Below are 25044 nucleotides of genomic sequence, written 5' to 3'. Positions count from 1 at the left end.
ACTCAAAAAGCCACTTCTATGATAGAAGTGGCTTTTTGCTTATTGCGCTTGCAGTGTGTAAATAACCGATACAAAGTCTCCAGATTTTTCATCGTATGCTTCAACACCCGGATACTCATGAGTTAGAGCAATACCTGCGTACATGAGCTCATCTCCATAAGCTGTTTGATCTGTTTCCATCACTGTATATTCATAATCAGGATGAAGCCCTTTTAACTCAATGCGTTCGTAAGAAGGATTTGGTCTAGACAATATTTGATAATAACCGATGATTGCCTGTTTTTGATCGGATGAAACAACCATCCAGCTCGTCACATTTCCATCTTGTTCAAACGGACTTTTTAAACGATAGAATATGCCATTTTGAATAAGAGATCGGTGTTTTTTATAATACTGAATTTGTTGTTTTACGGTTTCTTTTTCATCTTCTGTCATCAGCGTAACATCTAACTCATAACCAAATGCGCCAAAATACGCAACGTCTCCTCTTGTTTCTAGACTTGTTACTCTGCGTACTTGATGATTTGGTACGGCCGATACGTGTGCTCCCATTGAACTGATTGGATAGGCAAAAGACGTGCCGTACTGAATTTTTAGACGTTCAATCGCGTCCGTGTTATCGCTCGTCCAAGCTTGGGGAGCATAATAAAGCATTCCCGGATCAAATCTAGCGCCCCCGCTTGCACATGATTCAAATAAAATATCCGGAAACTTCCTTGTTAGTCGCTCATACAAATCATACACACCTAAAATATAGCGATGTACTACTTCAAACTGGCGATTCGCGGGCAGCCCAACAGATCCAATCTCCGTTATATTTCGATTCATATCCCATTTTATATAAGAGATAGGTGCTTCACTTAAAATAGCTTCCATTCGTTCATAGATATAATTCACTACTTCTTCTCTTGAAAAATCAAGCACATATTGATTTCGCCCATGAGACTTATGACGATTTGGCACATGAATCAACCAATCTGGATGCTTTTCATACAAGTTGCTTTGCTTTGAAATCATTTCAGGTTCAAACCATAGCCCAAAGTCCATACCTAAATCCGTTACTTTTTGAGCCAATGACTTCATACCGCCCGGAAGCTTATTTTCATCTACAAACCAATCTCCAAGAGAAGTTGTATCATCGTTACGTTTACCGAACCAGCCGTCATCCAATACAAAAAGTTCAACGCCTAGCTTTTGCGCTTCTTTGGCAATATGTACAATTTTCTCTTCGTTAAAATCAAAATACGTCGCTTCCCAGTTATTAATTAAAACTGGTCGCTCCAAATCCCGCCATTTTCCTCTAGCAAGACGCTTGCGATAAAGCTCATGATACTCTTGGCTAAGGCCGTTTAGCCCGCTATTTGAATAAGCCAGTACTAGTTCTGGTGATTGAAAAGTTTGGCCCCTTTCTAGTCGCCACTGAAAATCAAAAGGATGAATGCCCATCGTTATTCTTGATATATCATAATGATCTACTTCCACTTGTCCAAGAAAGTTTCCGCTGTATACAAGACTAAAACCATACGCTTCTCCACTGTGTTCAGTTGCAGCTGGATTCTTTAAAATTAAAAATGGGTTTTGCTGACTGCTGCTTGTACCTCTCGCACTAGAAATACTTTGAATACCAGGCTGAAGCATTCGTGTTTTCACGTGTCTTTCTCGAATCCACGCACCGGAAAGCTGAACCATCTCATAATTTGATGTAGGCAAATCAATGCTGCCGCTCATGATGCGCAAAATATCGACTGGTTCTTCTCCTCTATGCTCAAATCGTGCGTGACGCGTAATAATATTTCGGTCTTCGTAAACGGTATACGTTAAAATAAGTGAGGCATTGAGCAATTTATCAATCAGTTCAACTTCTACACTTGTGGCTTCACTTTCTTCTTCTACATATGTAGCAGGTAAGCCGTTTAATGGCTTCTTGCCTTTGTAAATTTTATGGTTATCGTATTCAAAATTTGTGATTCGGCTTCCGTTTTGCTGAAGAAGTTGATAGGCTGGCTCTCTGAAGTCTGTTGTTCCATAAGAAGGATACTCTTGTTTGATTGTTTCAAGAGAAAATGCTAGTTCTCCTTCATATACTGAAGCACTAGCTCCTCTTGTTTCTACACGTAAAAAATGCTGAAAAGATGAACGGTGCTTAAGCTTTTTTCCATAGTACAAGTGACCGAGCTGCCCGTTTCTCAACACTAAAAAGATATAACTTACATCGCGTCCCTGCAGGTGAAATTCCTTTGTACGTTCATTAAATAAGATTCCCACTTTATTCCTCTCCCTACCATCAAATATCTAACGAGACATTTCCTTTTTCATCTATTGCCGTTGCATGCTCAAAAGCAGATGCTAGATTAATCTCTTTTCTCTCATACCATTTCGCTAAATCTTTGAATAACTCTTCTGTTTCAACCATTCTTGTGTCTATTCGCAGTTCAGTTTCATAGCTATGAAGAGACCAAGTGCTTTCACTAAATAAGGTCATTTCTACATCTAGACACATGTCTTTCCAATTGGGAGCACACAGAATAGGATGATGCATGTCTGAACATGCAATGGTGTAGCGGTTAGAACCATTCTTATTCATAAAACAATGAACAAAAGAGGCATTCACATCGCCCTTACTAGTTTGTAAAGATTTATACAGTTGGATATCTAACAATGGAACGCTCCATTTTAATTTCATTTTTGGAAGAATTCTTTTTTTAACCGACTTGACCGTTAATTTAATAAAATAAACACCATCTTTTTTTGTTTCATCCAATACGACATGCACACCTGGTTCCTTGTTTATCTCCAAGTTTATATAGGGTGTAGCAATCACTTCCTTCATCTCCTTCACCATCATTCTTAACTTTGTACACCAACAAAAATGTAACCGTATTCAAAAATTCGTTTTCGTATTTATTGCAAGTAGATCACCCTAAACGAAGCTTTTTTACTTTCTTTCATTTTATGTAAAATACTTTCTAGACTCAATGGTAAAAATCAAAGTGAAAAAAAGCATTTTTTTGCTTTATCTAGTAATCAATTAAACGCTCTTTATCTCTTAGCGCGCAATTTTCTCTTCTTTTTCAAAAAAAGATGACAAACCTAACAATATAGTATAATAATAAATAATGCAGAATGATTATACACAGAAAGGATGACAAATATGAATCATGAACCTTCTCTTCTTAAACAACTAAAATTATGGCATATCGTCGTGATAGGGTTAGGCTACATGGCACCTATGGCCGTTTTTGATACATTTGGCATTGTAACTGAATCAACAGATGGACATGTTTCAGGCGCTTATGCATTCACGTTGATTGCTATTTTATTTACAGCCATTAGTTACGGAAAGATGGTAAAAGCTTTTCCCGGAGCTGGTTCCTCTTATACATACGCACAGCAAGTAATGAATCCAAGCATTGGTTTTTTGGTAGGATGGACGGCTCTTCTTGATTATCTATTTCTGCCAATGATTAATGCGCTTTTGACAAATATTTACCTAAGCTCTCTGTTTCCAGGTGTTCCAAAGGCCATATGGATTATCAGCTTTGTTGTCATCATGACTATCATGAATATTTTCAGCGTTCATTTAACCGTTTCTTTTGGTACGCTATTAGTTGCTTTTCAAATTTTAGTCGCTATTATCTTTATTATTTTGAGTGCTACAACTCAAGGCCAAGAGCTATCATTTAAGCCGTTTATAAGTGAATCGGCTTCTATATCTCTGTTATTAAACGGAGCAGCTATTTTATGCTTTTCTTTTTTAGGATTTGATGCTGTAACCACTATGGCCGAAGAAACACTTAAGCCTGAGAAAACCATTCCTAAAGGGATTCTTATTATTGCATGTACGGGAGGCGCCTTATTTATCACGGTTTCTTACTTTGCTCAGCTTCTTTTCCCTTCAGCCTCTTTGTTTCATGATTTAGAAGGTGCATCAGCGGAAATCGCTTATAAAATTGGCGGCCAGCTTTTTCAATCTATTTTTGTAGCAGCGGCCTTGACTTCAACTATTGCTTCTGGACTTGTCTCACATATGAGTGCATCAAGACTTCTCTATGCAATTGGGAAAGATGGTTATCTGCCTCGGAGAATTTTTGGCTATATTCACCCTAAAACAAAGACGCCTATTTGGAACGTGGTGATTATTGGTGGCCTCTCTTTAATTTCACTAGGTCTTTCTCTTGAAAAAGCTACCTCTTTAATTAATTTTGGTGCTTTAATTGCGTTCAGTTCAGTGAACATAGCGGTTTTTATCCATTATTTTATTCAACAAAACAAACGATCTCTCAGTGGATATATTTTATATGTACTTATGCCTTTACTCGGTAGTTTATTTTTATTTTTTATGTGGCTTAACTTAGAAACAACATCCTTATTTATCGGTATTGTATGGAGTGTAATCGGAATTATTTATTTACTGATTGCTAGACGAAAAAATACTATTACCATTCCTACTTTTCATTTTGATTAAGGAAATAGGCTTAACACACCTCGACATATTTCCCCAGAAATAATGTCGAAAAAAAGTAATTGAGACATAAACAAATCAATCCCATCTAAACACGAACAAAAAAAAGGTAAACGATCTAATATGAATCGCTCGTTACACCGCTGTTGATTTCCGTGCAAGGCTTCGCTTTCCGCAGGCGGCCGTTGAGCCTCCTCGTCGCTTGCGCTCCTGCGGGGTCTCATCTGTTCCGCTTTTTCCGCAGGAGTCTTCGCCTTGCCCTCTAATCAACACCTAGAGGCAACTAAACACATGAAAGCTACATTTACTATATCAATAAAAAAATCCGAACGTATTTGATTCTCAACCAAGAATCAAACTCGTTCGGATTTTTCTTCAACTAAAATACTTTCGTACCAGTCTCTTTTTATTGTTGCGATTGTGAGACTTTTTCTAAAATACGTCTTTTACGGTAAAGCATCATTCCAACTTCGCCTATATCATTAATCGCTTGTTTGTTAATATACGCTCCGAATACCATTCCTGCTATAGGAATCATTTGGAACAGCTTTTTCCAGCCCAAGTTGTCCCTGTAGGTTAGAAACACTTCTCTCCACCCTTGCAGCTGCTGCAAGCTCTGCGTTCGATTTCCGCTTGCTAATTCTTCTAAAATCGCACGTTTCCCTACAATGTCAGAAGACGAAAACTGCATGCATTTGACCATAAAAATTCGTTCCTCTTGCTCAGTGGGGTCGTACCCATAAGAAACAGCTACTTCTTGCAGTGTCTTAAGTGTAAGCCCTAATACAAAAGGAACATCAATCGCCAGTGTAAAAATCCCGCCTACCCCGGTTGTAGCTCCTTGCAGCTGTGCGTTCTTTTTTCGGACTTCAATAAAATGCTCTGCCAATTCATCCATTTCCTGCAGAGATAAATGCTGAATATCCTCTATCGAAAGCTGTTTCTTTTCTTGTAATTGTGCTGATGCTTTTTCTAGCGTGGCAGACGTATTAGCTAAATACTGGCCTCCATTATCAACATACTTAGCAATTTCATCTAATAATTTTTCTATTTTTTGATGAATGAACTTTGGCGTTACTTTATCTAAAGCTGAAAAAGGCAAACGAGCCAGCCGCTCCCAGAAAAAAAGTCCTTTTTGGTCTTTCTCCCACTTTTCAATTTTTCGTAATTCTATTCTCAACTGTTCATGCTCTGACATATTCTCACTCTTTTCCTCGATTTATCAGCTCTGCCCTACTTGTTTATTCCGCACATATTTAATGATAAAAAACAATGCAATTAAAACAACAATTCCGATTCCAATAGGCTGCATATATTGAGACACAATCGGTCCCACCTCTTTCCACTTAGGTCCTAACTTATATCCTAAATATACGTAAATAGCCGTTACTGGAAGCATCGCCACAAATGTATAAATAGAAAACAGCCATACATTCATTTTTGCCATCCCGCACGGAAAAGAGATAGCCGTGCGCACTCCTGGAATAAAGCGTCCAAAAAAAGCAACCCCGCTGCCGTACTTATTGAAAAAGCGATCGGCGGCGTCAATTTCTTTTTCTTTCACCAAAAAGTATTTTCCATATTTTAAAACCAGCGGTCGTCCACCGTAACGTCCCAGTGCATAAAGAGTCAACGGTCCACAAACACCGCCTACTGTACCTGCAAGGATAGCCAGATACAAGTTCATATCACCTTGATACACCCAATATCCCACTAAAGGTAAAACAAGCTCTGCCGGGACAAATTCAAACGTTAATGCTAAAATTACGCCAAAATAAGAGAGCTGTTTTAGCGCTTCAATTAAAGAAAGTAAAACCGACTCTAACAAAAATTCTCCTCCTCATGTCATTAAATCTAAGACTGCAAAACTAGAATTTAGCCGATTGATAGATAAAAATCAACGCGGCATAGTTTTTTCCTTTCCCTCTTTACGTATGACGTACTACAAAAGTTTCAATAAAAAAAAAAAGCGCTAGTTTTATCCAGCGCTTTTATAGTTTAAAGTTAATTTGAATAATACCTACTTTACGAAGAGCATCATATAAAATAACTAAAGCCGGTCCTAAAAATAATCCGACAAAACCTAAAAGTTTAAATCCAATGTACAAACTAACTAGTGCAGCCAAAGGTGAAATACCCATATTTGTAGAAAATACTTTTGGTTCTACTACACGTCTTACTACCGTAATGACTCCAAATAGAATAAATAAGCCGATTGCAAGTGAATCATGCCCTTGAGTAAGAGCAAAAATTCCCCATGGAACGAGCACCGAGCCTGTCCCAAGGATTGGTAAGATATCGACAATTACAATTAATAAACTAAGCAGCGCGGTATACGGAACATCTAATAGCCAAAGCCCTACATAAGCCATTACAAACGTCATGACACTTAAGATAATTTGTGCCTTGATAAAACCAACCCCCGCTTGGATAAGCTGAGTGATGACAACTTGTAGCTTATATTTCGTTTCTTCTGTTAAAAATGACTTAATTTTATTTTTAATAGCAGGCAGCTCAAGGCTGATAAATACAAGCGCTACTAAATAAATAAGAAACTCTAATAGAAACCCAGGAACAGTAGCGGCAAAGCTAATGATGATTTCTACGGTACTTTTTAATAGAGAATCTAATGAATTTACGGTCTTTTCAAGCGTGCGCTCAATAGAAGAAATCACTTCTGTAGGAAGAGCGTTTGAATAGTATTTCCACTTAATAATAGTTGGATAAATCGCGGTTTCATAGATTTCTTTTACAAAGGAAGGCGCTATTTTTGAAAGAGCAACCACTTGCGTAACGATTGTCCGAACAATAAAAAATCCAATAAGTATGAGCGAAACAACATATAAAATGAAGGTCATAAGCACTGCATAGACTCTCTTCATTTTAAAAGATTGATGCAATTTCTGAACAATACCCTCAAGCGCTAATGCTGTTAATAAAGCAAACACAATCGGTAAACTGTAAGGGATTAACAAACATACGATTACTATCGAGGCGATGACCCATATTCGCTTTTTCCACATACTCTACTATCCCCCTACTAGCTAAGCTATCTCTATATTTACTGATAAAGAAAGGAACCAGTGACTGCTTTTATGTAAGAATAAAATTTGGATATTTTTATACCTGATGTTACATATTATAGGGTCAATTCCCATAATAATAAAGGAATTATTATGAAAAAAGCTACTTATTCTAATTTTTTGAATAGAATAAGTAGCTTTTTAATTTATAAATTAGCCGGCCCTCATGACCTCTGTACCTTTTTTAGGGTCAAATTTGCCTTCTGATTTAGACATTACAATTGCTGCTAGTGTGTTTCCTACTAAGTTAACAACCGTACGTGCCATATCCATGATTCTGTCTACTCCGGCGATGAAGGCTAATCCTTCTGCGGGAACACCGATTGTTCCAAGAGTAGCTAGTAATACAACAAATGATGTTCCTGGCACTGCAGCCATTCCTTTAGATGTAACCATCAATACAAGAATGAGCGTCAGCTGTTGAACGATCGTTAAATCAATACCATACACTTGCGCTAAGAATAACGCTGCAATTGCTTGATAAAGAACGGAACCATCCAGGTTAAATGTATAACCAATTGGTACAACGAACGATACGATAGCTTTCGGACAGCCCATCTTTTCAAGTTTTTCCATAATACGCGGAAGAACTGTCTCAGAACTAGATGTACTGTATGCTAACAACAGTTCATCTTTCATATAGCGGAATAAGTGGAAAATGTTAATTCCTGCCCATTTCGCAATTCCTCCTAATACAACAAGTAGGAAGAAAATTAACGCTAAGTAAACTAAGATAACAAGCTTTCCTAATGAAAGGAGTGACTCTAAGCCGAATTTTGAAACTGTTACACCAATTAAAGCAAATACACCAATTGGCGCCACTTTCATTACAAGGTTTACCACGTGAAACATTGCGTGAGAAACGCCGTCGAAGAATTGTACAACTGGCTTTCCTCTTTCCCCAATTGCCGCTACTCCAAGTGCAAATAACACTGTAAAGAAGATAATTGCTAGCATGTCTCCTTCAACAATTGACTGGAAAAAGTTTGTCGGAACAATGTGTAAGAAAGTTTCAGCCACTGACTTTCCTTCTTGCTGTTCGGATGTTTCAACGTATTGTGAAATATCACTCTTCTGTGCTGAATGAATGTCTACACCTTGCCCAGGATGAAAAATATTAGCAATCAATACACCGATTACAATTGCAAAAGTCGTAATAATTTCAAAATAGAGAATGGTTTTAACGCCGAGCTTTCCGACCTGTTTACCGCTCCCTGCTCCTGCCACTCCAACGACTAAGCTTGAGATAACAATTGGAATAACAATCATCTTAATTAATCTTAAAAATAGGTCTCCTAGCGGCTGTAGGTATGTTACTACACGCGGATCGTTAAACCAAATTACCCCTACAAGAACACCGAGGATCAATCCGGTAAAAATCTGCGTAGCCAAACCAAAACGAATTTTTTTCATAGATGTACCTCCCCAAAGATGTATGACATTTGTATATACTTTTCTGAAAAAACAAAAAAAGACTATTCTTAAGAAAGAACAGCCTTTTACTTACGCTATTTTGGGCTCTTTCTCTCAATAAAGCAAACGGGGTTAACTGTCGGATTCGGAATTGAGAGTTTCCTACCTTTTGTAAGGATTCACCCCAAGGCAGCTTTACTGCCGATAATGATTCCCCCGCTCTATACGATTAAGCTTATTATTCAGTTTTTATAAAATTAAAACGATCTATACGTTGTCATACGTTTTTTACAGTCAATAAAACTAAACAGAAGTCTTACTTTTACTTAACTTTATACTGCACAAATATTAATTTACTATTTTTCGACACGTTTTGTCAATACCTATGTTTATAAAACGCTTTCAAAAGGCGATAATATATATTTATGCAAAAAAGCTATTGCAACATTGCAATAGCTTTTTCTTGCTCTTTGAGTCTCTATTAGAAGTTTAAGGGACTAAAGAACACCCGTATTTATTTTATAAAAATACAAAATATAGAATAGCTGCTAAAACAATTCGATAAATTGCAAATGGCACTAATTTGATGCGATTAATTAATTTTAGGAAAAAACGAATGGATACTAGCGCAAAAATAAAGGCGCTGATAAAACCGGCAATAAAAAACGGTAGTGCATCTGATGTGAAGTACTGCCAGTTTTTAATCAATGAAAGTCCGCTTGCTCCTGCCATGATTGGCACTGCCATAATAAATGTAAAATCTGCGGCTGCCTTATGGCTCATTCCAAGAAGAACCCCTCCTGAAATCGTTGAGCCTGAACGAGAAAAACCTGGCCAAAGAGCAATACATTGAAACAGTCCTATACCCAGTGCTTGTCCATAAGACATTTGGTCCACCGTCTCTACACGCGGACGTTTAGGTCCAAACAAATCTGCTAGAATCATTAATACAGCTCCGACTACTAAGCCAATTAGCACCGTATTTAAAGAAAACAAATGTTCATCAATGTAATCATCAAACAAAAGTCCTAACACTCCTGCGGGTAACAGACCAACAATTACCTGCATTAAATTCAAGCGATTTGTCGGTCCAATTGGAGCAGCTGGTTTTTTTCCCAATCCTAATAAATTAATAAAACGATCTTTAAAAATAACAACTACTGCTAAGATCGACCCTAGCTGAATAACAATTTTAAATGTATTAGCTACTGGAGATGAAAATAATTCTTTTGAATTTAACCACAGGTCATCCACAATAATCATATGCCCAGTTGACGAAACAGGAGCAAACTCTGTTAAACCTTCTACAATCCCTAAAATGATTGCTACAATAATTTCCCACATAAAGCTATATACCTTGCCTTTCTTTCAAATTAATAAGCTTATCGCTTCGTTTTACATGCTCAACTATTTTCCTATTTTGACACTTGCTTTTTTATCATAATTGTTAAAACTATGAAATACAATGTGTATTTGCAAAAAGATAAGAATCTTTAATAATTTGTAATAAAAACCTTACATGCTAGAACCAAAAAACACGATATCAGCTTTTATTTATTTTAGAAAGCAGTCACTATGTTCGGTATAAATTCCGGTCCCTTAGCTAAAAATGAATCATCTAGACTATTTTTCTTTAGTGTACAAAAATGACTAAATCATTATGTTTTTTCCATCCCCTTTACTGTCATCTATCATTTTAATCAACTAGTGCTTGCTTATACGGCATATCCCCTAAGTAATTTGAAACTTTTTTCTCTCTTTACTCGTATTATAGTAGTATCTTTTTTAGGAGGCTTTTTACTATGAATGGAAATGTACGTACAATGAAATGGGTGACTGCTGGGTATGAAGCCTTGCTTGGAATTCCTTTAATTGGCGCGGGGATTGTTATGGGCTTTAGTTATACTCCTCTTTTTATTGGATTTATTCTTCATGCTATCACGCTCATTTTAGCTAATAGAAGAGGGTTATCTTCCTATGGAAACATACTAGGGATTGTTACTTCACTGGTTGCTTGGATTCCATTTTTAGGGTTTATCATGCACATTATTACAGCTATTGTGATTGCAATCGATGCTGCTAGACAACGTTAATTGTCTAGCTTTTTTTATTTAAGGGTTGATTTTTTACCGAATGATGGTAAACTTAAGCCGTAAATTGAATAATTTGAATGTTATTTCTACTAGGGGTGTCTGATAGCTCAGACTGAGAGAAGAGTGCAATAAAACTCTTTAACCCTTTGAACCTGATTTGGGTTATACCAGCGGAGGGAAGTAGTCTTGAAAAGAATAGTATATGTTTATTCTTTTTTCGCCTATTCCATCGGGTTCTGTCTATCACAGAACCCGATTTTTTTATGGTTCGGTATAGCTACACTTTATGCGAAACCGGAGGAATATGTAATGTCAAAACAAAATGTATCAGTTTCTATGAAAAAGCCTTTTCCAAACAGTCACAAAGTATATGTCCAAGGATCCAGAGAAGACCTTAAAGTGCCTATGCGTGAAATTCATCAGTCTCCTACTACAGGATCTTTTGGGGAAGAAGAAAATAGTCCCGTACGTGTATACGACACGAGCGGTGTTTATACAGATCCCCGTTATGAAATTAATTTACAAAAAGGATTACCGGCTCTGCGCGAAAAGTGGATTGCAGAACGAAACGATGTAGAAACATATCAAGGCCGTACGGTTCAGCCACAGGATAACGGTTATTATGATGGTGATCCAAGAGATCAGTACGAGCGCTTTATCACTAATCGTTTACCGCTGCGCGCGAAAAAAAATCAAAATGTAACGCAAATGCACTATGCGAAAAAAGGAATCATCACGCCCGAAATGGAATTTATCGCTATTCGTGAACAGATGGATCCTGAAGTCGTGCGTGAAGAAGTAGCAAGAGGACGTGCCATTATCCCTAATAATATCAATCACCCTGAGAGCGAACCGATGATTATCGGCCGCAAATTCCACGTGAAAATCAATGCTAATATCGGAAATTCAGCTATTCGTTCAGCTATTGAAGATGAAGTAGAAAAAATGACATGGGCAACGCGTTGGGGAGCCGATACAATTATGGATTTATCAACAGGAAAGGATATCCACACAACGCGCGAATGGATTATCCGCAACTCGCCTGTTCCTGTAGGGACCGTTCCTATTTACCAAGCGCTTGAAAAAGTAAAAGGCGTAGCAGAAGATCTAACGTGGGAAGCATATCGCGATACATTAATTGAACAAGCAGAACAAGGTGTTGATTACTTTACTATTCACGCAGGTGTTCTTTTACGCTATATTCCTCTGACAGCGAAACGTACGACAGGTATTGTTTCACGCGGAGGATCCATCTTGGCGCAGTGGTGTTTAGCTCATCATGAAGAGAACTTTTTATATACTCGCTTTGAAGAAATCTGTGAAATCTGTAAAGCATACGATATTTCTATTTCCCTTGGCGATGGACTACGTCCTGGTTCCATTGCAGATGCTAATGATGAGGCACAGTTCGGTGAGTTAGAAACGCTCGGTGAATTAACTAAAATTGCTTGGAAACACGATGTTCAAGTTATGATTGAAGGTCCTGGACATGTCCCTATGCACCTCATCAAAGAAAACGTAGATAAACAAATGGAAATATGCCAAGAAGCTCCCTTCTATACTCTTGGACCGCTTACAACCGACATCGCTCCAGGCTATGACCATATTACATCAGGTATTGGGGCTGCAATGATTGGCTGGTTTGGGACAGCTATGCTTTGCTACGTAACGCCAAAAGAACATTTAGGTCTGCCGAATAAAGAAGACGTTCGAGAAGGCGTTATCACCTATAAAATTGCTGCGCATGCCGCTGACCTAGCAAAAGGCCATCCAGGAGCACAAAAACGCGATAACGCGCTGTCTAAAGCAAGATTTGAATTTAGATGGAATGATCAATTTAACCTGTCACTAGATCCAGAGCGCGCAAAAGAATATCACGATGAAACACTTCCCGCTGAAGGTGCTAAAACAGCCCATTTCTGTTCAATGTGTGGACCTAAATTCTGTTCGATGCGTATTTCTCAGGATATTCGTAACATGGCTCAACAAAATGAAAAAGATGTAAACGAAGTAAGAGAAGAAGGAATGAAAGAAAAAGCTAAAGAGTTTGTTAACAGTGGTTCAAATATCTATCAATAATGAAGTAGAACAGCTTAAAGAACAAATTAAGCTGCTTGAAAGAAAGTTATTATTTGTTCAGCAAAATTGTCAGCACATTATCGTTGAATCCTCACATTCTTCCGTAAAGCGCTGTATTAAGTGTTTCTATCAACAAGATGCAAAAAGGACTTCGTAAAGAAGTCCTTTCATCTTTTTTTGAAACGTGCTTTCAGCATGTTCTTAATCCAATATAGTATTTTAATAATAACCCAGCCTATAAATGTACCTAGAGTGTTCAAAAAGATATCATCAATATCAAATACTCGTTCCGTTAGCTTGTACTGTAAAATTTCAATCAGAAAACTGATTAAGAAACCCGTCGTAAACACTTGAATAAAACCATCAAACCACTTCATAAACAAAGGAATAAACATTCCAAGCGGCGCAAACATCACAATATTTCCTAATATATTTGTCAGAGTGAGCATTATATTACCGCTTTCCCACATCAGCCGGATCGTGCTAAATAAATCCAAGTTCATTGCTTTTCCGTAAACATGTTCGTTTTCCCGTATGAGAGTAGCATAGATGACCACTGCCGCATACGCAATAAATAGAGTGAACATGACTTTTTTAACGATTGATCTGATGCTTACATTCACTTCAACATCACCTTCTTTGACTCCCAAAACCATTTATTATTATCTATATGTACCCGTCCACTGCTTTCATTCGTAGTGAATGTATTTACATGCTTTTTTATCCTATCACATCAATAAATAAATACAATTCCCTTTTATACAATTTTATTAAACTTGATTCTTTATAAGTAAAAAATAAGAATCCTTATACATTTTCGATTATAAAACCTCATTATTTTATTATACTTATTTCACTAATTTCTACATCTATAAATAATAAGAAGCAGCGATATAACAATTCGCTGCTTCTTATTTAGTCTGGATAATAAGGATTCAAATGGATTAATACTTCCTGAATATTATCATGTTTTTTCATAAGTGTTGCTTTAATTTCTCGTCCTAAATCATGACCTTCCTTAATTGTTTTAAAGTGGTCAATTGAAATACGTACATCCACTAATATGTAATGGCCATGTTCTCTTGCTCGAACGCGATCAATCCGCTTCACATCTTCAAATTCATAAATGCTTTCTTCAAGTTCTTTCAGTAGCTCTTCATCAATATTGCCTTCCATTAAAATTTGAAAAGACTCTCCCATCATTTGTCTGGCAATATTAAAAATTAAATAAGCAACAAAGATGCTGGCTATTTTATCTCCGTATAACAGCAGTTGAACATCCAATTTATCACCAATAATCGATAATAAAACACCAATTGCCGCTGCGATAGAAGCAACAATATCCGCTTTATGATCAAAGGCAATTGCCTCAATTGCCTTACTGTGGTGCTGCTTCGCTACGTTTAAAGAATAACGGTACAACAATACCTTTGCTATGTATGAAATAACAGCAATCCACATAGCTAAAATATTTGGAGATACGACCGGATGGAATAAACCAACGACTCCTTCAAATACCACATAAAATGATACAAGCAATAAAATAATTCCTACGATTCCTGAGACAATCACTTCTGCTTTTCCATGTCCATATGGATGGTCATCATCTGCTGGTTTATTTGCTACTCGTATAACCAACAAGACGATAATAGAGGCAAATACGTCCGCTGCAGAGTGAATACCATCAGCAAATACAGCATCACTATTTCCAATCCATCCTACTATTACTTTTCCTAGCGTAAGGGCAATATTGCTCCATACGCTAATCCATGCTACTTTTTTCGCAATGGACTCCCTTATACTGTTGTTCATTTGCACACCTCGACTTACTTCTTGAAAAATCAGCTTTTTTATCTTATCACTGCTCATTCAAGTGGGTCTAGAGCAACCTATTTTCGCTTAGCTATATATGTTTCAGTACCGCAAAATTACTGATAATCTACAACATACTCCTTATTATTTCTCCGCCAACTTCTTACGGTCTGTTGCCATTGGAGGTTCTTCCATCCAACCTTGCTCAATCATAATCCGAATTCCATCTTTTCCATACTTCCCTATACGCCCGATTAGCTGAGAAAATTCTACTGCGACATCTGAACGGAACGACATAGACAAGCCAGCACCACAGTTATCAATAGCGATCGTCACAGCTGTGGAAGTATGATACATCATCAGTTTATCTGAAAACGGTGAAATCGTTGAGTTGGTTACATACGCATCAAGCAGACGCGGACTTGGTAGGTCAGCTTCAGACAATAACTCAGTGAATTGCTTGATTTGCTTACTCGCAAGCTTGACTCCATCAAAAAAATAAGAGCGTAATTTTTGTGTGGTAGCTACTTGACTAAATGCCAGCATCAGCGTTTTACCTAATACATTTGTATTAACAATTTCTTGAATAGCCGTAACCTCCAAAGAAGTTAGAGGATGCATTTGAGAGAAAAATGGTGATATAAACGTTTTCTCGTCCACAAAATTTACTTTTACAGGATAAGGAATAACCGGAGGTCTCATCAGCATGCTTTTTCTTAAAATAACGTGGTTAGAATCCTCTAAAAGGCTGTCGCTTTCTTTTACACATCGAGACAGGTGATCATAAATATCTTGCCTTCTCACTGCGCTTAGCGCTCTAGCATATTTCTTCATACCTCCAATTGCCATTTCATTTACATAAATAGCCATAAAAATATCATCAAATAAAGCAGGAACTCCTTTGTTCACATCTTGTTCCCCAAAACCTACTGGTATTGGAATTTTTTCCGAACTGAATAATTCCGTCAATTCGTCTACATGAGTTTGTGAAATCTGATGGGCTTTTTTTAAGAGCTCCTTAATCTCGGCATCTTTTACAACAGATAGAAAATACCCAAGAACACATACATACAGCGTATCGCCTAAATATTGCGCCCATAAGTAACCTAACTCAGCTGCGTTCAACCGCTCATTTTGTTGATGTTTTTGCATTTCGCTCTTTATATTTTCGTTCATTCACTTATTCTCCTTTTGGATAAAGTCGTACTTTTACTATCTCCAAAGAAGCGCTGAATAAACCGCATAAAAAAGACCTAGATAACAAGTCTAGGCCTTTTAGGTTAAGCATATTTCTGGTCTTCTGTTTCTTTTCTAAAAAAGCTTTTCATCGCGTGAAAAACGTCTGATTTTTGTTTTAAAATAAAGTGTCTAAAACTTTCGTCTTGAATATTTTTGTAAGCAGACATTAAAGTGGAATGTCGATTGTACTGATTCACTTCTCCATACCCAAACATATTTGACACTTTCATTAATTCATTTACTAACTTTACACACCTTGCGTTATCTGAAGTTAAATTATCTCCATCTGAAAAATGAAACGGGTAAATATTATAGCGGCTCGGATCATACTTTTGGTTAATTAATTCAAGCGCTTTTCGGTAAGCAGATGAGCAAATGGTTCCCCCGCTTTCTCCTTTGGAGAAGAAGTCTTCTTCTGATACTACTTTTGCCTCTGTATGATGGGCAATAAACTCAATTTCCACTGTTTCATATTTCGTACGTAAAAAGCGTGTCATCCAAAAGAAAAAGCTTCGTGCCATATATTTTTCCCATATGCCCATCGAACCGCTCGTATCCATCATAGCTAAGACGACTGCTTTCGATTCCGGCTTTATAACTTCATTCCACGTTTTGAATTTTAAATCCTCCGGATAAATAGGATGAAAAGCAGGCTTTCCTGTCATTGCGTTTCGCTTATAAGCGCTCATCATCGTTCGTTTTTTATCAATATTCCCCATCAAACCTGTACGTCGTATATCATTAAATTCAATGTGTTCCACAACAATTTGATCAGATTCTTTTCGCTGAAGATTAGGCAATTCTAATTGAGCAAATAAAGCCTCTTGAAGCTCCATGAGTGACACTTCCGCTTCAAAGTAGTCTTCTCCAGCCTGGTCTCCTGCTCCTTGACCTTTTCCTGCTCCTTTTTGACCATCTCCAGCAGATCCGTCACGTGCTACTACATCCCCAACTTTACTGTCTCCATCACCTTGACCCACATGTTTGTTTTTATCATAATTGTACCGAATTCGATATTCATCCAATGATTTGATCGGAATTTTAACAACTTCTCTTCCATTGGACATCACGATATTTTCTTCTGTAATTAAATCCGGTAAATTATTTTTAATTGCTTCTTTAATTTTTTCTTGATGTCTTTTTTGATCATCGTGGCCTTTACGATGGAGGGACCAGTCTTCTTTTGAGACAGCAAAACTTTTATCTACTTCTTTTCCCACGCTATTCCCCTCCTTATTAAAAAAACACCTGCACGTTTTTACTCGGCATGCATAAGCTATACCGAAAGTTTCTGACAAATACCTTTAGTTCAAAGGTTGGTTACTCTTATCCTATGCGCAAGAATGGTATACTTGCTAACTAATTCTTTCACTATTAACTATTCATTTTATAGTGTCTAGTGTCATGTATATGTTTATGACTTATCATATGATGGTTAAGTGCAATGCGTACTACACATTAGCCTAATTATGCAGGGTTTATTTTAAGAGATAAGAAAAACATGGCACAGATCGGAAGTGCCATGTTTTCTTGTTAGTACTGAGTTATCGATTTAACAAACTTCCTACATAGCGCAGCAGTTCATTAGCAGATACTGAATTGTATCCATGCTCATCAATCAATCGAGCCACTACTTCATTTACTTTCTTCAGCTGCTGCTCATCTGGTGTTTTAGTGGACGTTGTAATTTTCACTACGTCTTTTAAATCCGCAAACAATTTTTTCTGAATCGCTTCGCGTAAGCGCTCATGGGAATTATAATCAAATCGTTTTCCTTTACGTGCATAAGCGGAAATACGAATTAAGATTTCTTCGCGGAATGCTTTTTTTGCATTTTCTGAAATACCAATTTGTTCTTCAATTGAACGCATTAATTTATCATCTGGATTTAACTCTTCTCCTGTTAGCGGATCACGAAGCTTATTTTTGTTGCAGTATGCTTCAACATTATCTAAATAATTATCCATTAATGTTTTAGCGGACTCTTCGTACGAATAAACGAACGCTTTTTGCACTTCTTTTTTAGCAATTTCATCATATTCTTTACGCGCCAGAGAAATATAATTCAGGTAACGCTCTCGATCCTCAGCAGAAATAGACGCATGCTGTGCCAGCCCTTCTTTCAATGAACGCAGTACATCTAATGCATTGATTGATTTAATATCTTTTCGAATGATGGTAGATGAAATGCGATTAATGACATAACGAGGATCAATACCGCTCATTCCTTCATCCGTATACTCTTTTTGTAACTCTTCTACGTCTGCATCGTTATAGCCTTCTACAGATTGACCGTCGTATAGGCGCATTTTCTTTAATAAATCAATATCGCCTTTTTTAGGCTCTTTTAATCTCGTTAATGTAGTAAATATAGACGCAATACGTAACGTATGAGGGGCAATATGAACATCTGATACGTCACTTTCACGAATCATTTTGTCATAAATTTTTTCCTCATCACTCACTTTTAAGTTATATGGAACAGGCATTACAATAATTCGTGAATGCAAAGCTTCATTTTTCTTATTGGAAATAAACGAGCGATACTCTGTTTCATTTGTATGCGCTACGATTAATTCATCTGCACTAATTAAAGCAAATCTTCCTGCTTTAAAGTTTCCTTCTTGGGTTAAAGAGAGTAAATGCCATAAAAATTTCTCATCACATTTTAACATCTCCTGGAACTCCATCATTCCCCGGTTTGCTTTATTAAGCTCTCCGTCAAAGCGGTAAGCACGCGGATCTGACTCAGATCCATACTCTGCAATTGTTGAAAAGTCAATGCTTCCTGTTAGGTCGGCAATGTCTTGAGATTTCGGATCAGAAGGACTGAACGTTCCAATTCCCGTTCGTTTGTCCTCTGAGAAGAAAATGCGTTCGATAATGACGTCTTCGATTCTGCCGCCATACTCTTCCTCTAATCGCATTGTATTTAAAGGAGATAAGTTTCCTTCGATTCGAATACCATATTCTTCAAAGAAGTCTTTACGTAAATGATGTGGAATTAAATGCAGCGGATCTTCATGCATTGGGCATCCTTTAATAGCGTAAACAGCTCCTCGATCAGTAAGCGAATAAGCTTCAAGCCCTCTTTTTAACATGGTCACTAGCGTCGATTTACCACCACTTACTGGACCCATTAAAAGTAAAATACGTTTACGAACATCTAAGCGCTTTGCAGCTGGATGAAAATATTCTTCCACCAAGCGTTCTAGCGAATCTTCAAGTCCAAACATTTGTCCACTGAAAAATTTATAATGTCTTTTACCATTTACCTCTTCAATTCCTGCATCCTTTATCATGTTGTATACTCTAGAGTGTGCAGGCTGAGCAATTAAAGGCTCATCTTTAATCAGCTTTAGGTACTCTTCAAATGTCCCTTCCCACTTAAGACGATTCTCTTCTTCGCGGTATCTTTCAACTTTCTTTAATATATCCATTAAAGGACCTCCCCTACTAGTTATGGTGCTAGTGAACAAGATTAATACAATCTATGCAGCAAAATGTTTGAACATGCTTTTTAAATTGTAAAATTCAGAAATTTGTCCTTGCTAGGCATTCACAGTGAAGTATTTATTGGCTATAATAAAAGAGTAAGAAGGAACGGTTAAACTTTGTTAGAGAACTTATGTCTCTAGAAAAGTTATTTTGGCATTATTATCATCATGAGATATGGGAAGTCGGTTTTAACTGCAGTAGCTATATAATCCTTTTAATTAGATTGAGGAGGAAAATCAATGCGCTTACTTTTAGTATTAGGAGTAACAATTGCTTTTTTAGCATCCATCTTCAGAGCGGGATACAATGATAAACCGGGCGTTAAAAAATAACCACTACATATCATCGTCGACATAAATAAAAAAGCGAGGTTCAATAAAATTTGAACCTCGCTTTTTACTTAAGATAAACCAGCATAATTTTGTTGACGCAGCGCTTCATAGATTAAAATAGCTGCTGTATTAGATAAATTTAAAGAACGAACATTTTCTGTCATCGGTAAACGAAGACATCTTTCCATGTTCTCTTCAATAATGTGCTTTGGCAGACCCTTTGTTTCTCTTCCAAATACGAAGAAATGATCCTGCTCTAAGTCACTATAATCAAATGTTGTATGTGGCCGCTGACCAAATTTTGTGATGAAGTAGAAACCTGCTTCAGGATACTTTTCGAATACTTCTTCTAATGAATCATGATACACCACATTGACAAATTCCCAATAATCCAATCCAGCTCGCTTTAACATTTTATCATCTGTTGAAAAGCCTAACGGCCGAACTAAATGCAGCGTCGTATTTGTTGCTGCACATGTTCGCGCAATATTTCCTGTATTTGCTGGAATTTCTGGTTGAAATAACACTACGTGTACTCCCACAAATTTTCACCTCTGCTAACAAATCTATTCATCATTATACCACTAACTTGCTAAAACGAAAGTCTTACCGATCAACGATATGGAAAAAATCATACTTAATCTTTGGCGTGTAAGCCGTTGAATCTTCATAAGCCCAATATCTCATTCGACTATTATACGTGTTCGCATTCACGAGAGGCATACCGTGACCGTCTTTTGCTACAACAATGGTCGTATGATTCCATCTTCCATCTCCTTCAAAATCGTAGCAGATAACGTCTCCCGGGACAAGTTCGCTTGCTGAAGATTTCCTCACTGCCCGAAGTCCTGATTTGGAGTTACTTAAATAGCTGTGCATGGAATGAGCAACTGCCCAGCTATAGCTCCAGGCGTTCCCTCTCATCCACCATCCGTTTGCTTTTTTAGGATATCCCCGCATCGGCGCCTTTCCTGCATGCAAACACTGTGAAATATAGTTGGTGCAGTTTACCTCAAACTGCTTATAACTTTCATTAGGTTTATCCCAATGTTTTTCTGCATACTGAACAGCCGCAAGACGATCATAATAAGAGGCTCTTTCTTCGCCTTCCTCTACTTCTTCTACATCCATTTCAACTTCATCTTCAGAAAAATCCTTTACCAGCAGCTCATCTTGAATAAGCGTATCTTTATAAAAAAGAGCTAAACGATCTTCAATTTCTTCTTCTATATAGAAAAAATCGTCTTGTTTTAAAAATGCCTGAATGTGGACCTTATATAATACTCTTGTTTCTTCCTGATCCGTATGAGCAGATTGAATAGAACCTTTCATATTACATTTTAAAACATCAACTTCTCTTTTTTTTATAAGAGACCGCTTTAACTCACACTGCTGTTCAATGAAAGGCTTAAAGTCTTCATGAAGCTCACCTTTTACATAGCTGTCCGCACGCGCTTTAATTAAAGTATATAATACATTCCTTTTTGTTAGCATAATGTCACCACTTTTCTAAGCGTTTATTATACGCTATGACTCATTAGCTAACTTTATCAATAAAAATACGGTTTAGATCTCTTGAAGCATCTCTATACCTTTTGACATTTCTTCCATTACTTCTTGATCCTTTTCTTTTTCTCTTAAGTTCATAAGTGTATCTAACGCTTCTTTATCGCCAATTTTGCCTAACGCCCATGCCGCTGTTCCTCGAATGACAGGGCGAACGTCATTTTTAATTAACTCAATTAAATCTGGAACGGCGGTTTGATCTTTAAAATGGGCCAGTGCAATAATGGCATTACGCTGAATTGGCTTTTTCCCTCTCCAAGAACCTGAAACATGTCCAAATTTCTCTTTGAACTCACGATTACTCATCGTTAAGAGCGGTTTTAATTTAGGCTTCGCAAGTTCTGGGTCAGGCTCCATCTCAGGGTGAAAATGAAAGTCTTTTCCTTTATTTTCAGGACACACAGTTTGACATGTATCACAGCCATATAAACGATTGCCTAATTTACTTCGAAATTCTTCAGCTAAAAATCCTTTTGTTTGAGTTAAAAAGGCAATGCATCGCTGCGAATTCAGCTGACCGCCTGTTACAAGCGCGCCGGTAGGGCACGCGTCCACACACTTATTACAAGTACCACAACCGTCCTCTATCGGTTTATCAGGAGGAAACGGGATATCTGTAATCATTTCTCCTAAATACACGTAGGAACCGAATTCAGGTGTAATAATGGCACAGTTCTTACCGCTCCAGCCAATACCAGCTCTTTCTGCTACAGCTCGGTCCGACAGCTCGCCTGTGTCTACCATTGATTGAAGGATAGCTGCAGGTACTTTTTCTTTTATGAAGGTTTCAAGCTTTTGAAGCCTATCACGTAGAACCGTATGATAATCTTGCCCCCAAGAAGCACGGCAAAAGATTCCTCGGCGATCTTCCTTTGTGCTCTTTGGTGCATCCTTTAATTTAGAAGGATATGCAAGTGCAATTGAAATAATAGATCTAGCTTTTGGAACAACTAATGTGGGATCTACTCTCTTTTCAATATCAGGTTCTTCAAAGCCTGAAGCATAACCTAACTCTTGCTGTGCTAACAATCGATTCTTTAACTCATCAAACATAGAAGCACTCGCAAATCCAACCTTATCGATTCCAATCTCTTTGCTGTATGAAATAATTTCTTCCTTCAACTGATACGCATTCATAGTGAGTAATGGCCTCCTTTCTAAGAAATTCTATATATTCATGCATTGAACTGTTTTCTCACTCAATGAAATGATAGGATGGTATCTATAAACGAACAAATACTAATTATAATAGAAAGGATCAAAAAAATGAACTTTACATTATCGCCCACTATTAAACAGCTTTGCCCTTCTTTTAAAATGGGAATCATTCAGTATAAAAATATTGAAGTTGGTGATTCTCCTCAAATGCTAAAAGGACGTCTACGCCTCTTTCAAGAATCCATTTATTTCGACCTTGAGTCAAAAAAAGTAACAGAATTTGAAGGTGTTAGCGAGTGGAGAAAGCTTTTCAAAACATTTGGAACTGATCCAAGTAAATACCGTCCTTCTATAGAAGCTTTAATTAGAAGAATAGGAAAACAAACGTATTTGCCTTCTATCAATTCTGCAGTGGACATTAATAACTTTTTTTCATTGCAATATGAAGTCCCAATTGGAATTTATGATTCCTCTAATTTAGAAGCTCCCATCGAATTTACTATCGGTAAAAAAGAAGAGTCTTATGAAGCTCTAAATGAACGTAACATTTCTTTAGAAAATAAAATCATTTCAAAAGATGCCCTAGGAGCTTTCGGAAGCCCTTATGTCGATTCTAACCGAGCGTACGTAACTGAAAAGACAACAGAAGCTGTACAGTTCATTTATTTAAAGCCTTCACTTTCAGAAGAACAGGCTTATAAACTAACTAAATCCCTAAGTGACATGTTCATTCAAATTCACGGCGGCGAAGCAACCTATCAAGTCATTAACTGATGTACGTAAATATAGCGTCTATCTTGAAAAGATAGACGCTATATTTATGCTAAAAATAAAAAACGCAACATCTCAGCTTGGAAAGCGAGACACTGCGTTGTGATAACAATATGTATGGAGCGGGTGATGAGAATCGAACTCACGACATCAGCTTGGAAGGCTGAGGTTTTACCACTAAACTACACCCGCAAATATTATCAAAATTTGTCGACCGATAAGTAAAAATAAAAACAGGAAGCATCCTGTCAAGTAAAGCTAAAGTACCGATGGTCGGGGTCGAACCGACACTCCCGAAGGAACACGATTTTGAGTCGTGCGCGTCTGCCAATTCCGCCACATCGGCAAAATAAAAAAGGCAAGTTAAAATTATAAATGGTGCCGAGGGCCGGACTTGAACCGGCACGGTAGTCACCTACCGCAGGATTTTAAGTCCTGTGTGTCTGCCAATTCCACCACCCCGGCAGCTTGTAAATAAATGGAGGCGGCAACCGGATTTGAACCGGTGATAAAGGTTTTGCAGACCTCTGCCTTACCACTTGGCTATGCCGCCATTTACTCAAGACTAAGTAACTTTATTAAAATTAAATTGGAGCGGAAGACGAGGTTCGAACTCGCGACCCCCACCTTGGCAAGGTGGTGTTCTACCACTGAACTACTTCCGCAAATATGGCTGGGCTAGCTGGATTCGAACCAACGCATGACGGAATCAAAATCCGTTGCCTTACCGCTTGGCGATAGCCCAATATTGGAATATGCATATCGTTTATAAATGGGGCGACTGATGGGAATCGAACCCACGAATGCCGGAACCACAATCCGGTGCGTTAACCACTTCGCCACAATCGCCACGTATATATGCAATGTTATTTTTATAATTGGCAGGGGCAGTAGGAATCGAACCCACACTGACGGTTTTGGAGACCGTAGTTCTACCTTTAAACTATGCCCCTGTAAATGGTGGAGGGGGGCAGATTCGAACTGCCGAACCCGAAGGAGCGGATTTACAGTCCGCCGCGTTTAGCCACTTCGCTACCCCTCCACAATAACTGTGGTGCCGGCAAGAGGACTTGAACCCCCAACCTACTGATTACAAGTCAGTTGCTCTACCAGTTGAGCTACACCGGCATTTTAAAAACAAATGTTTTTAAAATGGTGGCTCGGGACGGAATCGAACCGCCGACACAAGGATTTTCAGTCCTTTGCTCTACCAACTGAGCTACCGAGCCTTATTAAATTTAAAATGGCGGTCCCGACGGGAATCGAACCCGCGATCTCCTGCGTGACAGGCAGGCATGTTAACCGCTACACCACGGGACCACTTGGTTGCGGGGACAGGATTTGAACCTGCGACCTTCGGGTTATGAGCCCGACGAGCTACCGAACTGCTCCACCCCGCGATGATAATATATGGTGGAGGATGACGGGATCGAACCGCCGACCCCCTGCTTGTAAGGCAGGTGCTCTCCCAGCTGAGCTAATCCTCCACTATTATGTAGATAAAAATAAATGGTGACCCGTACGGGATTCGAACCCGT

The 25044-nt window shown here is 37.9% G+C and carries 20 protein-coding genes, 14 tRNA genes and 2 riboswitches; of the genes, 4 read left to right on the top strand and 30 right to left on the bottom strand.

Going from position 1 to position 25044, the window contains the following annotated elements; translation table 11 throughout:
* Positions 1-39: 39 nt before the first annotated feature.
* Complete coding sequence (locus tag LJC66_RS02115; protein ID WP_230931723.1) at positions 40-2265, bottom strand: alpha-galactosidase; 2226 nt, start codon at positions 2263-2265, stop codon at positions 40-42.
* A gap of 19 nt (positions 2266-2284) precedes the next feature.
* Positions 2285-2830, bottom strand: a complete 546-nt coding sequence (locus LJC66_RS02110; RefSeq protein ID WP_225049940.1) for a hypothetical protein — start codon at positions 2828-2830, stop codon at positions 2285-2287.
* A gap of 321 nt (positions 2831-3151) precedes the next feature.
* Here LJC66_RS02110 and LJC66_RS02105 point away from each other — a divergent pair, with 321 nt between their 5' ends.
* Positions 3152-4465 carry an APC family permease gene (locus tag LJC66_RS02105; protein ID WP_230931722.1) on the top strand — a complete coding sequence of 438 codons (1314 nt, stop codon included), beginning with the start codon at positions 3152-3154 and terminating at the stop codon, positions 4463-4465.
* A gap of 132 nt (positions 4466-4597) precedes the next feature.
* Here LJC66_RS02105 and LJC66_RS27650 read toward each other — a convergent pair whose 3' ends face one another.
* The 6 genes from LJC66_RS27650 to LJC66_RS02080 form a co-directional block, all read right to left on the bottom strand.
* The gene (locus tag LJC66_RS27650) at positions 4598-4732 is read right to left on the bottom strand and encodes a hypothetical protein (RefSeq protein WP_269067371.1); all 135 of its coding nucleotides are present in this window, start codon (positions 4730-4732) and stop codon (positions 4598-4600) included.
* Positions 4733-4868: 136 nt separating this feature from the next.
* Positions 4869-5660 carry an EcsC family protein gene (locus LJC66_RS02100; protein ID WP_050691079.1) on the bottom strand — a complete coding sequence of 264 codons (792 nt, stop codon included), beginning with the start codon at positions 5658-5660 and terminating at the stop codon, positions 4869-4871.
* Positions 5661-5684: 24 nt separating this feature from the next.
* A complete protein-coding gene (locus LJC66_RS02095) occupies positions 5685-6290 on the bottom strand; it encodes a DedA family protein (protein WP_013055189.1) in 606 nt (201 codons plus the stop codon).
* 163 nt (positions 6291-6453) lie between these two features.
* The gene (ytvI, locus tag LJC66_RS02090) at positions 6454-7485 is read right to left on the bottom strand and encodes a sporulation integral membrane protein YtvI (RefSeq protein ID WP_013055188.1); all 1032 of its coding nucleotides are present in this window, start codon (positions 7483-7485) and stop codon (positions 6454-6456) included.
* Between the two features lie 213 nt (positions 7486-7698).
* Positions 7699-8958, bottom strand: coding sequence for a glutamate/proton symporter GltT (locus LJC66_RS02085; RefSeq protein ID WP_028412682.1), 1260 nt, complete (start codon positions 8956-8958; stop codon positions 7699-7701).
* 106 nt (positions 8959-9064) lie between these two features.
* A riboswitch (cyclic di-AMP (ydaO/yuaA leader) is annotated at positions 9065-9204 on the bottom strand.
* A 273-nt stretch (positions 9205-9477) separates the two neighbouring features.
* A complete protein-coding gene (locus tag LJC66_RS02080; RefSeq protein ID WP_014461803.1) occupies positions 9478-10302 on the bottom strand; it encodes an undecaprenyl-diphosphate phosphatase in 825 nt (274 codons plus the stop codon).
* A gap of 458 nt (positions 10303-10760) precedes the next feature.
* On the opposite strand from LJC66_RS02080, the gene LJC66_RS02075 reads away from it, so the two are divergent.
* Positions 10761-11051 carry a hypothetical protein gene (locus tag LJC66_RS02075; protein ID WP_230931721.1) on the top strand — a complete coding sequence of 97 codons (291 nt, stop codon included), beginning with the start codon at positions 10761-10763 and terminating at the stop codon, positions 11049-11051.
* A gap of 81 nt (positions 11052-11132) precedes the next feature.
* A riboswitch (TPP riboswitch) is annotated at positions 11133-11247 on the top strand.
* A gap of 113 nt (positions 11248-11360) precedes the next feature.
* Positions 11361-13130, top strand: a complete 1770-nt coding sequence (thiC, locus tag LJC66_RS02070; protein ID WP_230931720.1) for a phosphomethylpyrimidine synthase ThiC — start codon at positions 11361-11363, stop codon at positions 13128-13130.
* Between the two features lie 167 nt (positions 13131-13297).
* On the opposite strand, the gene LJC66_RS02065 is transcribed toward thiC, so the two are convergent.
* The 8 genes from LJC66_RS02065 to queG form a co-directional block, all read right to left on the bottom strand.
* Positions 13298-13753: a VanZ family protein gene (locus LJC66_RS02065; protein WP_223260248.1), complete on the bottom strand. Its 456-nt coding sequence runs from the start codon at positions 13751-13753 to the stop codon at positions 13298-13300.
* A 292-nt stretch (positions 13754-14045) separates the two neighbouring features.
* The gene (locus tag LJC66_RS02060; RefSeq protein WP_230931719.1) at positions 14046-14942 is read right to left on the bottom strand and encodes a cation diffusion facilitator family transporter; all 897 of its coding nucleotides are present in this window, start codon (positions 14940-14942) and stop codon (positions 14046-14048) included.
* Between the two features lie 144 nt (positions 14943-15086).
* Positions 15087-16118, bottom strand: coding sequence for a DUF3231 family protein (locus LJC66_RS02055; protein ID WP_230931718.1), 1032 nt, complete (start codon positions 16116-16118; stop codon positions 15087-15089).
* Positions 16119-16222: 104 nt separating this feature from the next.
* On the bottom strand, positions 16223-17401 hold the full coding sequence (yhbH, locus tag LJC66_RS02050; RefSeq protein WP_028412691.1) for a sporulation protein YhbH: 1179 nt from the start codon (positions 17399-17401) through the stop codon (positions 16223-16225).
* Positions 17402-17725: 324 nt separating this feature from the next.
* Entirely contained in the window at positions 17726-19621 is a 1896-nt protein-coding gene (locus LJC66_RS02045) for a PrkA family serine protein kinase (protein WP_013055179.1), read from the bottom strand.
* Positions 19622-20079: 458 nt separating this feature from the next.
* Positions 20080-20553: a tRNA (uridine(34)/cytosine(34)/5-carboxymethylaminomethyluridine(34)-2'-O)-methyltransferase TrmL gene (trmL, locus tag LJC66_RS02040; protein ID WP_230931717.1), complete on the bottom strand. Its 474-nt coding sequence runs from the start codon at positions 20551-20553 to the stop codon at positions 20080-20082.
* Between the two features lie 64 nt (positions 20554-20617).
* Complete coding sequence (locus LJC66_RS02035; RefSeq protein WP_195695519.1) at positions 20618-21505, bottom strand: amidase domain-containing protein; 888 nt, start codon at positions 21503-21505, stop codon at positions 20618-20620.
* A 72-nt stretch (positions 21506-21577) separates the two neighbouring features.
* Positions 21578-22714 (bottom strand): tRNA epoxyqueuosine(34) reductase QueG, encoded by a 1137-nt coding sequence (gene queG / locus LJC66_RS02030; protein WP_050691282.1) that lies wholly within the window; start codon positions 22712-22714, stop codon positions 21578-21580.
* A gap of 129 nt (positions 22715-22843) precedes the next feature.
* Between queG and LJC66_RS02025 the strand changes: the two genes are divergently transcribed.
* Complete coding sequence (locus LJC66_RS02025) at positions 22844-23509, top strand: B3/B4 domain-containing protein (RefSeq protein ID WP_195695521.1); 666 nt, start codon at positions 22844-22846, stop codon at positions 23507-23509.
* 115 nt (positions 23510-23624) lie between these two features.
* Here the strand turns inward: LJC66_RS02025 and LJC66_RS02020 are convergent.
* The 14 genes from LJC66_RS02020 to LJC66_RS01955 all read right to left on the bottom strand — a co-directional run bounded on the left by LJC66_RS02020 (position 23625) and on the right by LJC66_RS01955 (position 24993).
* Positions 23625-23698, bottom strand: a tRNA-Gly gene (locus LJC66_RS02020).
* 72 nt (positions 23699-23770) lie between these two features.
* A tRNA-Leu gene (locus LJC66_RS02015) sits at positions 23771-23852 on the bottom strand.
* Between the two features lie 30 nt (positions 23853-23882).
* Positions 23883-23971: transfer RNA gene (locus LJC66_RS02010), tRNA-Leu, on the bottom strand.
* 14 nt (positions 23972-23985) lie between these two features.
* A tRNA-Cys gene (locus tag LJC66_RS02005) sits at positions 23986-24059 on the bottom strand.
* A gap of 37 nt (positions 24060-24096) precedes the next feature.
* Positions 24097-24171 (bottom strand) — tRNA-Gly (locus tag LJC66_RS02000).
* A 5-nt stretch (positions 24172-24176) separates the two neighbouring features.
* Positions 24177-24251 (bottom strand) — tRNA-Gln (locus LJC66_RS01995).
* Positions 24252-24279: 28 nt separating this feature from the next.
* Positions 24280-24355, bottom strand: a tRNA-His gene (locus LJC66_RS01990).
* A 30-nt stretch (positions 24356-24385) separates the two neighbouring features.
* Positions 24386-24459, bottom strand: a tRNA-Trp gene (locus LJC66_RS01985).
* Between the two features lie 5 nt (positions 24460-24464).
* Positions 24465-24548, bottom strand: a tRNA-Tyr gene (locus LJC66_RS01980).
* A gap of 10 nt (positions 24549-24558) precedes the next feature.
* Positions 24559-24634 (bottom strand) — tRNA-Thr (locus LJC66_RS01975).
* A gap of 25 nt (positions 24635-24659) precedes the next feature.
* Positions 24660-24735, bottom strand: a tRNA-Phe gene (locus LJC66_RS01970).
* A 15-nt stretch (positions 24736-24750) separates the two neighbouring features.
* Positions 24751-24826, bottom strand: a tRNA-Asp gene (locus LJC66_RS01965).
* Positions 24827-24829: 3 nt separating this feature from the next.
* A tRNA-Met gene (locus tag LJC66_RS01960) sits at positions 24830-24906 on the bottom strand.
* An 11-nt stretch (positions 24907-24917) separates the two neighbouring features.
* A tRNA-Val gene (locus LJC66_RS01955) sits at positions 24918-24993 on the bottom strand.
* Between the last annotated feature and the right edge of the window lie 51 nt (positions 24994-25044).

It is taken from the genome of Priestia sp. TSO9 (assembly GCF_021029645.1).
GTDB classification, from domain to species: domain Bacteria; phylum Bacillota; class Bacilli; order Bacillales; family Bacillaceae_H; genus Priestia; species Priestia megaterium_E.
This window is presented reverse-complemented; position numbering and strand designations above follow the sequence as displayed.